The organism is Anaerofustis sp., assembly GCF_019420015.1.
GTDB lineage: Bacteria > Bacillota > Clostridia > Eubacteriales > Anaerofustaceae > Anaerofustis.
The window spans coordinates 1-11946 of record NZ_JAHZIA010000043.1 but is presented as its reverse complement, the minus strand read 5'-3'; the positions used below and the strand labels follow the sequence as shown (position 1 = coordinate 11946).

Annotated in this window: 14 protein-coding genes and 1 pseudogene; all 15 read left to right on the top strand. The window is 28.7% G+C overall.

The annotated features are described in order from the left end of the window. A pseudogene (locus tag QZ357_RS07555) lies at positions 1-527 on the top strand (hypothetical protein); the annotation flags it as partial. A 9-nt stretch (positions 528-536) separates the two neighbouring features. After that, complete coding sequence (locus QZ357_RS07550; RefSeq protein WP_290774142.1) at positions 537-2063, top strand: hypothetical protein; 1527 nt, start codon at positions 537-539, stop codon at positions 2061-2063. Positions 2064-2088: 25 nt separating this feature from the next. Continuing rightward, positions 2089-3525: a hypothetical protein gene (locus tag QZ357_RS07545; protein WP_290774140.1), complete on the top strand. Its 1437-nt coding sequence runs from the start codon at positions 2089-2091 to the stop codon at positions 3523-3525. A 74-nt stretch (positions 3526-3599) separates the two neighbouring features. Next, positions 3600-4145 (top strand): hypothetical protein, encoded by a 546-nt coding sequence (locus QZ357_RS07540; RefSeq protein ID WP_290774137.1) that lies wholly within the window; start codon positions 3600-3602, stop codon positions 4143-4145. An 18-nt stretch (positions 4146-4163) separates the two neighbouring features. Next, entirely contained in the window at positions 4164-5210 is a 1047-nt protein-coding gene (locus QZ357_RS07535; protein ID WP_290774135.1) for a hypothetical protein, read from the top strand. Positions 5211-5248: 38 nt separating this feature from the next. Beyond that, positions 5249-5800, top strand: coding sequence for a hypothetical protein (locus tag QZ357_RS07530; protein ID WP_290774132.1), 552 nt, complete (start codon positions 5249-5251; stop codon positions 5798-5800). A gap of 28 nt (positions 5801-5828) precedes the next feature. Next, a complete protein-coding gene (locus tag QZ357_RS07525) occupies positions 5829-6305 on the top strand; it encodes a hypothetical protein (protein WP_290774130.1) in 477 nt (158 codons plus the stop codon). Between the two features lie 70 nt (positions 6306-6375). Then, positions 6376-7356: a hypothetical protein gene (locus QZ357_RS07520; protein ID WP_290774127.1), complete on the top strand. Its 981-nt coding sequence runs from the start codon at positions 6376-6378 to the stop codon at positions 7354-7356. Continuing rightward, the gene (locus QZ357_RS07515; RefSeq protein ID WP_290774124.1) at positions 7356-7865 is read left to right on the top strand and encodes a hypothetical protein; all 510 of its coding nucleotides are present in this window, start codon (positions 7356-7358) and stop codon (positions 7863-7865) included. Before QZ357_RS07520 ends, QZ357_RS07515 begins: the two co-directional genes overlap by 1 nt. After that, entirely contained in the window at positions 7862-8656 is a 795-nt protein-coding gene (locus QZ357_RS07510; protein ID WP_290774121.1) for a hypothetical protein, read from the top strand. The genes QZ357_RS07515 and QZ357_RS07510 overlap by 4 nt, the downstream gene beginning before the upstream one ends. A 52-nt stretch (positions 8657-8708) precedes the next feature. After that, entirely contained in the window at positions 8709-9497 is a 789-nt protein-coding gene (locus QZ357_RS07505) for a hypothetical protein (protein ID WP_290774117.1), read from the top strand. A gap of 68 nt (positions 9498-9565) precedes the next feature. Then, positions 9566-9931 carry a hypothetical protein gene (locus QZ357_RS07500; protein WP_290774115.1) on the top strand — a complete coding sequence of 122 codons (366 nt, stop codon included), beginning with the start codon at positions 9566-9568 and terminating at the stop codon, positions 9929-9931. Positions 9932-10142: 211 nt separating this feature from the next. Continuing rightward, positions 10143-10688 carry a hypothetical protein gene (locus tag QZ357_RS07495; RefSeq protein WP_290774112.1) on the top strand — a complete coding sequence of 182 codons (546 nt, stop codon included), beginning with the start codon at positions 10143-10145 and terminating at the stop codon, positions 10686-10688. 1 nt (position 10689) lies between these two features. Continuing rightward, positions 10690-11313 carry a hypothetical protein gene (locus tag QZ357_RS07490; RefSeq protein WP_290774109.1) on the top strand — a complete coding sequence of 208 codons (624 nt, stop codon included), beginning with the start codon at positions 10690-10692 and terminating at the stop codon, positions 11311-11313. A 10-nt stretch (positions 11314-11323) separates the two neighbouring features. After that, the gene (locus tag QZ357_RS07485; protein ID WP_290774106.1) at positions 11324-11785 is read left to right on the top strand and encodes a hypothetical protein; all 462 of its coding nucleotides are present in this window, start codon (positions 11324-11326) and stop codon (positions 11783-11785) included. The last annotated feature ends 161 nt before the right edge of the window (positions 11786-11946 follow it).

The following is an 11946-nucleotide window of genomic DNA, read 5'->3' as shown; positions in this document are numbered from 1 at the left end:
ATATTTATGACCCTGAAAATGGAGAAATTTATCCTGCTTTAAGTTGTTGTAATGATAGTGTTATGGCTGATAGATGTAAAGTTGATAAAGCTAAAAAAGTTATATGGTCTATTAAAGCAAACCCTGCATTTAACAATGAAATTTGTGTAGCTCTTAGAAGTGGTTTTTCAAGTGGAAAAATTAATTTACTTATTCCCGAAAATGAAGGGAAAGAAGTATTAAAAAAACGAATTAAAGATTTTGATAAGTTGACTACAGCTAATCAACTTGATTATGAGATGCCTTATATTCAAACTACATTACTTATTTACGAATTGATAAATCTTGAGTATGAAGTCAAAGGAACTAATGTGCGAGTATTTGAAAAATCTGGTATGCGAAAAGACCGATATAGCTCATTGGCTTATAATTATTGGGTTCAATGTCAATTAGAGCGTGAGTTTTTACAAGAAACTAAAAAAGGTTTCAAATTAAATGATTACGCAACAACTTTTAAAAAGTTAAACAAAAAAGCAAAATTATATTAAGGTGGTGATATGTTGACAAAAAGAGGTAAACAAAATAATTATTATAAGAAAGACGAGAAGTTATTTAATAACTCTATTAAAGGCAGTAAACCTATTGATTATAATTTATATAGAAGTTTGTATCAAAGATTGATAATGCAAGATTTATTTACAAATAACACTCTTATAGAATCAGGTTTTTTAGGACAATATAAATTTGAAGATATAGAGTATGCTCTCCAACATCCTTATAGTTGTTGGAGAATTTTGTTAAGTGCTTCTGAATCTCTTATGAAAATATCACCACATTATTATAGGCTTAATAATTATTACAGTAATATGGCATTGTTCTGTTGGGGTGTTGATTTATATGATGTAAAAGAAAATATTAATATTGAAAGTTTGAAGAAAGCTTATTCAACATTAAGTGTAAAACTTGAAAATATGAATTTGAAGCATGAATTTTCAAAAATTTTCAAGACACTCCCCTATCAAGATGTTTATTGTGGACTTGTAATTGAAAATCAAGCTGATTTCTTTATACAACAAGTAAATTTTTCTATTTGTAAATTGTATAAGCTTCAAGACGGACTTTATAATTTCGCAATAGATTTAGCAAAAATTAAGCCTCAGAATTTAGGCTCTTATCCTGATTATGTTCAACAAGCATGGATTGATTTTAGAGATGGAAAATTATCTGAACATTGGTATTTGCCGCCTGCTGATAAACAAATTTGTATAAAGTTAAATAGTCAATGGATATATCCTTATCCAATTCTAATTAATCTTATTAGAGATATTTTTGATTTAGATTTATATAAGAAGTTAAAATTACAATCAGCTAAGACGGATAATTATAAAGCTATTATGATGAAAGTTCCTGTCGATGAAAATACGGTAGATAAGCCTGTTGTTTCACCTGAAATGTTAAGTGTATTTGCTGAGATAAATAGAAATAGTATGCCTGATGATATTGGTTTGATACATACTTTAGGTTCAGAAGGTAAGGCAATTTCTTTTAAAGATAGTAATAATACTCGAAACAATGTTTCAGACGCTTTAGATGAAGTTTATAATTCATCTGGTATAAGTCAGGAATTATATAATGGTAGTTCATCGGGTACTGCTGTAAACTTATCTGTTGAGAATGATTCGGGTTTTGTATATGGTGTATACCGACAATTTGAAAGATGGATAAATCGCTTTATAAAGATAAGAAAATATAATAAGAATAATTTTAAATTTAATTTTTATTTATTAGATACTACTATATTTAATCGTGATAATGTGATAAAGAAATATAAAGAAGCGTGTACTTTAGGCATTAATGTAATTGATAAATTTTTAGCTTCTTTAGATATGACACCAGCAAGAGCATTAAATGCGTATACTTTACATACTGATATTTTTGATTTTCAAAATAGGTTTATTCCTCTATCCTCATCTTATAACAGTTCAAGTGATGAAGCTGGCAGACCGACAAACGCTTCTAAGGGTGAAACATTAGATATAGCAGGTCAGCAAACTGAAGATAATGATAGTAATATAGATAGATAGTGATTAAAGAATGGAGGTGTGTAAAATGGATAAAAATAAAAGATTTTTATTACCAGTAAATTTTAGTATTAATGGTGAATATCAAACTAAAGATACACGATTTTTGAATGTTACTATTGATGTTTTGCATTTAGGTGAGAATTTTAATGGTAGTGTTTTTACGAAAGAAGTAGTAGAACAAAATATAGAAACTATTAAAAATACACCGATTTTAGGCTATATAAAAGAAAATGAAAACGGCGAAAAGGATTTTACTGGACACGAGCATGAAATTGTAGTTGAAAATGATATAATAAAAGAAGTTTATTTAGGACAAGCGTATGGTGTCATTCCTGAATCTTGTAATGCCCGATGGGTAAAAAAGATTTCAAGTGATGGCGAAGAAAGAGAATATCTACAAGTAGATGGTCTTATTTGGACAAAATTCAATGAAGCCGTTGATGTTTTTGAAAGAGATATTAGTAAAGGACAGTCAATGGAGTTAGAAATAAATAACTTTGATGGCACTGAAGATGAAAATGGCATTTTTACATTTACTAAATTCTCATTTGCGGGTTGTTGTATATTGTCAACAACTGATGAAAGTATTCAACCAGCTATGATTGATTCTAATATTACATTGCAATTTTCTGTTGATAATGTATTTTCTGAAATCAAGAATAGATTGGAAGAATTTAATAAATTAAAATTTGATGGAGGAGGTAAAAGAAATATGGAGGATATTAAGAATACAAATAAAGAAAATTTCACACAAACTGTTCAGAGTGCGATAAATGATATTGCTAATATTGTAGAAGATTATGAAACTGAAACAAACCAATGGGGCGATAGATTTCCAAGATATTATTTTAGGGATGTTCAAGGTAATGAAGTAATTGTTGAAGATAGAAAAGACCATTGGAATTTTTATGGTTTTACTTTTAAAGTAGAAAACGATAAGCCTATTATTGATTTTAGCACTGGTGTAAGAAAAAAGATTATTTTTGAAAATTATCAAGATGGCGAAAATACTATTGACAATTCTATTACTGAAAATCGCATTTCTGAATTTGATAAGAAAATTGATATTCTTAATCAAGAAAAGAGTGAAATTGCTTCTAAGTATGAAACGCTTCAAGCTGATTATGATAAAATTAAGCCTAAGTATGATGAATATGTACTTGCAGAAGAAAAGCGTATTAATGAACAGTTAGAAGCAGAAAAAGAAAATGTTTTTAATGAATATTCTTTAGCACTTTCTGATGTTGCAGAATTTGAACAGTTAAAAGAAAAGAAGTCTGAAATGTCAGTTAAGGATATTGAAAGTGAATGTGCTATTCTTTTCGCTAAGAAAAATTTAAGAAAAAACTTTAGTAAGCGTAGTGATTCACTAACTGTTAATGTATCAGATACAAGTATTCATGATGACGATGATACTAATTATGTATCTACAAAATATGGTAATATACCACTACATAAGTAAGATATAAAATATTAATTTTAAAACTTTAACCTGCGATTAATCTCGCAGGTTTTATTTTGTTTAGGAGGAAATTTATGGCTAATTATACAGTATTTGAATCTGTAAATATGAAGTCTACTCATTATGCAGAAAGAATTTTTGATGCAGTAGCAACTGAAGATATTGAAAATGGTACATTCGGCTATCTTGATGGACTTGATGATGGCGAAGATGTTATTTATAAGTTTGTAAAGGGTTCAGCAACTGGAAAGCAGGTTGTTGTAGTTGACCAGCCAGTTTGGAAGTCAGATGAGTGCAAGATAACTAATCAGAGAAAGGATAATTTTATCATTAAGGCTGGAACTCCTTTTAGAGTGCGTGTAGTTGCTTTTAATGATGGATTTGCAATTTCTATTGATGGTATCACTTCGGCAACACAGTCAAAGGCTGATACTGGTAAGTTCCTTACTATTGATACAACTACAGGCAAGTTAGTTGCAGGCGATAGTGCAACTTCGGACGCTAAGTTTGAAGCTACTATTATGCGTAAGAGAGTTCAGGGTGCAACTCTTGTTACAGTAGCTAACACTTATGGATATTCAAGAGTTATGTATGAAGCTAAGGTTACTACTTTAGCCTAAAAGTAAGGAGGATAAATAATGGTTAAGACTAAATTCACAACAGAAAATGAAAAGATTTATGACCTTACGCTTGATTTAGCAAGAGGCGATTTTTCATTACATATAGACAAGGATAAGGTATCTAAGAAAGACCTTGAAAGTTATCTTAGAGATAAAATTAATGGCGATATTCTAAAGGGTGCTACACTTTTTCAGGCTTTTCGAAGAAACAATCTTGTGATTTATGAGATTGTAGAGGAAGTTGTAAACACAACTATTGGTGAGAATATTTTTAATTCGCCATTTGTTGAAAATTTTGTAGAAGTTAAGAATCGTGCTTTAGGAGATACAACTTCATTCTATACAGAAGGTGGACTCCTTACTGTTTCTCGTTTTGCTGGTAATCACTGGGATACTAATAGACAGGCTATTGATTTAGGTTCTGAAATCACACTTCCAAAGGAATGGATATACATTCATGTATATGATGAACTTGAGCGTTTTCTTACTGGTATTACCTCTATTGATAAGCTTCTTGATGTAGTTTACAAGTCTGTAAATAAGTATATTAAGGATAGAATTTATACACAGTTCCAGAGTGTAGCTAATGCCTTCCCATCTGATTTTGCAGCAACAGGTAATAGTGAAGAAGCTGTTGGTAAACTTTGTGACAAGGTTCAGGCTGCTGGTGGTTATGAGAATCTCACTATTGCAGGTACTAAGGGTGCTTTAAGAAAGCTTGCTAACATTGTTCCTGACAAGATGTTCGCAAATTCCCAAAAGGAAGCTAAGGCTATGACAGGTTCTATTGCTGATTGGGAAGGTAATAGACTTATGGTCATCCCTCAGACATTAAAGTCTGGTACATTTGACCTTGCACTTGATGATAATAAGTTGTTTATTCTTGGCGGTGATACTAAGCCTATTAAGCTTGAATGGTTTGGCGATACTCGTTCTGATATTGGCACTGGTACTATTGATGGCTCTAAGAGAAATAGTGATGCAACTATTGATGTTCAGGTTCAGACGCTTATGGGTATGGGCTTTGTTCTTCCAGCTTATGCAGGTCTGTTTACTTTTTCTTGATAAGTAAATAAAAATAAGAGAATAAGAAAGGTGATATTATGCCAAGAAAGGCAACAACTAATATTGTTAGTGAAGAATCAGTTTCTACATCTGCTGTAGGAGCTGATTTTTCTAACAGAAACTCTAAGGTTAATGAAAGCAGAATAAGCTCACAAGAACCTTTAACTGACATTACAGAAATAGAAGTTGTTTCATTGATTCCATCTGTAAGTTATAAAGATAGTAAGAATGGTGAGTATTATGCTTGGGATAATGTTGGTGATATAGAAATTCTTACATTTGAAACTTTAAAGAATATGTGGAGAAACTATAAATCATATTTTAGGAATCTTTGGCTCAAGCCAATGGATAATAGAGTAATCGAAAAGTTTGGATTATCAAAAATTTATGATACTTATGAGTATCTTATGGATTCAAGCTCATATACAAAGGAAAACATTGAAAATATCTGTTCACAAATTTCTAAAATGGATAATTCTTTAAAGACAACTGTCATTTATAAAATTAAAGAAATGGTCACCAAAGATAAAATTGAAAGCATATCTGTTATTAAGACTTTAGAAAATAAATTCAAGGTAGAACTTATTTAATAAACTTATTTAATAAGGGGCAGATATTGTGGCTACACCTTATGATGTTATTTGGGCTAATCTTTTACCCAAATTTAAAAGTTATGAAATTCCTTTGATGACGGCAGAAGAAGTAAAGGATTGTTTACATGATTATATTATTCCTGCCGTTTCAAGGTTTCATATATGTAGAAAAGATTTGTCGAATAGAAATGATGAGTTAGAACAGTTTGACTCAGATTTATCTGATATGGAAATCGAAATATTAAGCAACTATGTCTTGCTTGAATATTTAGATTCTACATATATAAGAGTGCCATCAGTTTTAAAAGTTAGCTTAAGTTCTAAAGATTTTAATGCTTTTAGTAATGCTAATCAATTAGAAAAAATGATGGAAATGCACTCTACATTTTTAAAAGAAAATGAAACACTTTTGTCAAGGTATTCTTGGAATCAAACAAGAGATGACTTAAAAAATGGTATTAAAACTTCATTTACTGAACATTCTTATAAATCAAAAATCTAAATAAGGGTGGTGTTTTGTTATCAATTATTTAGAAAAATTCAAGAAAAAAATGGAATTAAGTGGAAGCTCAATGATGCAGGAAAATGTAAATAATAGTAAGCGATTATTAGATTATACCTTTACAGATGATAGTTCTACTAATAATATAATTTATTTTTGGAGTTTAGGCAAAAGAACATATGATAACGAAGTACCAATAAAAATTAGATTATATGAAAGAACTTTCTCAAATGTTGATGGTAACAAAATGAGTTTTCAGACTTTGATAGATACACCTGTTATAATAGGTGATATACTTTATGACTATAAAAATTCGTTATATTTGTTATGCAACAAATCATTTAATATTGATGATATTCATTATCAAGGCGAATTATTGGAATGTAATTGGGTTTTAAAATGGCAAAACAAGGAAGGTAAAATTTTGGAATATCCTTGTGTTGATATTAATACAACACAGTATAACTCAGGTGAAACAAGCAGTAGACAATTTACATTAGGAACAACGCAACATAGAGTGTCTTTACCTTATGACGAGAATACTGTTGTATTAGATACACCACAAAGATTTTACTTAGATTATAATAAACAAAATCCAACTTCTTTTATTGTAACACAAAATGATACTACAACTAATAAGTTTGGCAAAAAGGGTATTGTTAAAGTTACTTTAGCTGAATATCAAAATGATAGTGATACGGATAGACCAGATTTAGGAATATGCGATTATTTTGAAACTGATAAAGCTGAAGAAAATAAGAAGGCAGTAATTATATATGAGGATAATATTATAAAATCAGGTGGAGATAGTAAGATATTTACTGCTAAGTTTTATGATGACAATGGAAATGAGTTAAATAATGTTATTCCTATTTGGAAAATTGTTTCAGATTTTAAAGAAGAACTTTATGTAAAGGAATATGATAATCAAATTGCTATTGGGGTAGACAATGATAATTATGTTGATGAGGATATAAAATTGATATTATCTTCTGAAAACAATAATATTCCATTAACAAGTTTGGTTATTCATATTAAATCATTATTATAATGGCAAATAGTTCAAGTATTGGTTTAATTAAGAATACCATAATAAAAGAATTGATAAAAGATGAAACAATAGTACAAGCAATAGGAAGTTCTACAGTAGATAGTAAAACACCTGAAAAACTTATTAATACTCATATATTTAATTATGACCAAGACCCTTATACAATAAAAGAAGTAAACACTTTTCTTACAGTTCAAGTACATATACCCGAATCATATAGAATGGATAATAAAATATATGTTACTCCGACATTAGAAATACGAATCATATCTCATTATAGGCATATGATTGTGGATAATATTCCTAAAGTCACCGACAATCGAAATGATTATTTGTCAAGGCTTATTGATAAAAAATTCAACGGTAGGTCTGATTTAGGCATTGGTATAATAAGGTTATCAAGTAATACGGAAGGTTCTTATCAATCGGATTATTTATATCGCATTTTAACATTTGTTACAACTGATTTAAATAATTCGCCTTGTAATAATAGTGAGGAATATATATGATTGATAATGAATTAGAAATGTATTATGGTGATGATGTTAAAATTACAGATAAAATAACTGTAACTCAACCTACTGTTATGCAGATAAAAAATTTTGGTGAGAAAGATTATTTTAATGCAGTGTATAATCTCACAAGTGTTGGTGCTGATTTAAAATGGCAATTATGGGATATGGGAATAGATTATACAAAGATAGATGATTATGATTTATTCATAAAAGTTATTTCTCAGCTTGTTTCAAGTAAGAAGAAGCTTCTTAATAATATAAAAGATACTGAGCAAGTAAAAAATGTTGATATAGAAAGTTTAAGTAAAAATCCTTTAAAGTTAATACTCAAAGATATTGATTTGGCTGATTTTAAATTATATAAAGATACTCGAAATAATCAAGTGATACTTTATAATACAGAAAATGATATAACTATCAATAGGTACATTTATGCAAAAATTACTGAAGTAGTTCGTAAAATACATGGATTAAAGAGAAATAATGAAATTCCTGCTAACGAAAAAACTAAAAAAGATTTGATAGAAGATGCTCGTGATGAAGCAATAGGCAAACAATATGAGGATTTTAAAAGTGTTTTATTACCATATATTTCTACAATTTCTATGTACTCAGGAATAAGTAGAAAAGAAGTTGGAGAAATGAAAATATATGAATTACTTTACAATATCAAAAGAATTAATAAAATTCAGGATGCTACTATGTTATTGCAAGGTGCTTATTCTGGATTTGCTAATTTAAAAGGTATTGATAAAAGTAGATTAGATTTTACTGGATATATATAAAATTTTAGAGCCTTTAAGGCTCTTTTTTAAATGAAATTTTAGGAGGAAAATTATGGCTGACACATTTAACAAGAATGAACTTATCTTAGATAAGGTTCGTTCAATTTCTTTTACAGACCCAGAAACAAAGGAAATGCTTTACAGGCTTACTTCACTTGAGGATTCTTCACTCAACTGTACTGCTGAGGGTGACGAGATTACAGATGCTATTGGTTCTGTTATTACAACACTTTATCGTGCAAAAAAGGCTAAGTTTAGTGCTACAAATTCTTTGCTTTCTCTTGACCTTGCAGCAGCACAATATGGTTCAACTAAGGAAGTTGCAAGTTTAACTAATAAGTTAAAGGGTCATACTTATGAAATTCTTGAAATTGCAGATAGCAAAGTTACATTGAAGAATCAACCAATTAAGGATAGCGTAAAATTTATTTATTCTATTTCTAATTCCGAAATTGGAAAATCTTATAAGGCTGGTTCTACAGTTTCTGAATCAGAGTTTGTTATTTCTGATTCAAGTAAGGAAATTCAAACACCAACAGGACTTACAGGTAAGATTTATGTAGAATATGCTTACGAAACTGAAAAAGCTGTTAAGGTTGCTAATAAGACTTCTGAGTTCCCTAAGACTTGTAGTGCGATAATTTATGCTTATTTCAGAGATAAGTGTAATGATAATCTTGTGTATTCTGGTGCAGTTATTTGTCCTAAGACAAAGCTTAATCCTGAATCTATCGAACTTGCACTTACATCAACAGGAAAACATCCATTTGAATTTGATATGTCAAAGGATTATTGTGATGAAACAAATGATGACCTTTTCACTATTGTAGTAAGCGAATAATTGAATTAATTGGGGTTATATTTAGTATATAGCCCCTTCCCTATTCTTATTTAAAGTAGGTGAATTTTATGGCAGAAAAGATAAACGCATATTGTAGTATATGTGGAAAAGGCTATTATGTATGTAATTCTTGTAATGAATTTATGAGATTGTCACCTTGGAAGATACATACGGATACCGCAGAACATTATAAAATTTATCAGATTATACATGGGTTATCTACCAATGTATACAGTAAAGCAGAAGCAAAAGAAAAACTTGCCAATGTTGATTTGTCTGATTTAGAAGATTTAAGAGAGAATATTAAGGCTATTATTAAGGATATTTTGAACAATGATAAGGAGAAAGATATTCAGAATACAGAAAATGCAAACAAAACAGAAAATAATGTTACAATAAAAAGAAAGCGTAATAAACAGAAGTTTGTAGAGTAGTATTAATAGTGATTGATATTTTATTGGATATATGAGCAATCACTGCTTTATATATCCTTTTTTTTACAATTTACCACTTATGAAGTATACTTCTTCGTTGTATAAGTCGGTGCTGAGGTGCTGGAATAGTTTTCGGTGAACCTATTTATAACTATGTCTTAAGGCGAAAACCGTATTATTATTAAACTACTATACAAAGAGAAAGGTAAAAATGAAAAATGTAGGAAAACGATTTGAGGAGAATTTTAAAAAATCTATTTCTGATGAATATTTGTTATACAGACTTAAAGATTCTCCGCAAGCATTTACGCAAAGTAATCTTACTTTTTTTACGCATAAAAATCCTTGTGATTATTTTTTATTTGATGGTAAAAGAGGTATTTTTTATTGTCTTGAATTAAAAACAACTAAGGATAAATATATGACTTTTGAAAAGATAGAATTAGACGATACTCAACCAAGAAAAATGATACATAAACATCAAATTTTATCTTTACAAGAATATTCTATATATAAAAATGTTTACCCTTGTTTTGTTTTTAATTTTAGAAGTGAAGATATAGGGATTGAAAGAACTTATATGCAATATATAGGTGATTTTATGAAGATGTATCATGGACTTAATAAATCAAGTTTTAATGAAATAGATTTAATATCTTATAATGCAGTAAAAATCAAAGGCAATAAAAAAAGAGTGAATTATTATTGGAATTTAACTGAATTTTTTGAAACTAATGATTTTAATAAGGAGAAATAGTATGAGCGAAAATATTTATAAGTATAATAATGAAGAAATTAAGTATAAGATAAAGTCTTATGTTAATATGTCAGATAGAATTAAAATCATCAAAAATACTGCAAGACTTTGCCTTATAGATGATGATTATTTTTCTTGCCTTAAAGATATAGCTTTTGATATTGCACTTATTAATGTTCTTACAGATATTGATTTAGGTGATATGTCGATTGATGATACAGAAAATTTTATCAAAAACACTAATGTTATTGATAGTATAAAAAGTGCTATTGGTGAAAACTTTATTGAAAAGTTGAAACAAGAAACAAGTTATAATATTGAATATAAAACTGGTATTCATGAAGATAGTGTAAGTAAAAATATTTCAAACTTCTTTAAGATTTTGAATGAGAAAATTCATTTCGACCAAGTAAAAGCTAATACAATCTTGGAAAAATTAAATACGCTCAATCTTGAAAATCTTGATATTAATGCAATTGTAGATGCTTATGTTAAATCTGAAGAATTCAAAAGCAATAAAAGTGATTTGATAAACTCTAAAAACGAAGAGATTCGTAATCTCACAGAAAAGATTAACGAATTAGTAAACAATTATCAAAATCAGCATTTAAAAGTTTTAAAGTAAAAGTTATTATATGAATTTTAAAAATCTAAAAGATTTAGAAAAACATTTAAATAATCAGATGAAAGATACTTTGTTACAAGTCAAGGAAGATGTCTATTCGATTATCGCAGAAAAACTTTTACAATATTATGAAGAATATACACCTGTGAAATATAAAAGAACTTATCAACTTTTAAAGTCCTTAGTAAAGACAGAAGTAGTATCAACAAGGTATGGATTTAAAGCAAATGTTTATTTTGATTTAAGTAAAATACATTATAAAAATGAAAAACATTCTACTGTTGAAATTGTTAAAGATACATTAAATGGACAGCATGGACACTTTGGATGTAATTATATGCCAAAAGAAAAATGGACTTCTATCTGGGGTGAAAGTATGCTCATTTTAGATTTAGATGATTATGGTGTAATAGATTTAATTGTGCAAGCTTTAAAAAATAGAGGTATAGAAGTTAGACAAAATATAAAATAAGGATTTTATTTTAATAAAGAAATATTTCATTTATTGCAACTAACACTCAACATTTAAGATATGTGCTGAATATGTATGTCAGCGGGTTGACAGACAACAGAAAAATCAGTTGATTTTTATTTTAGATAAAATAACATTTATTAAAAACAATAGCGGTTGAC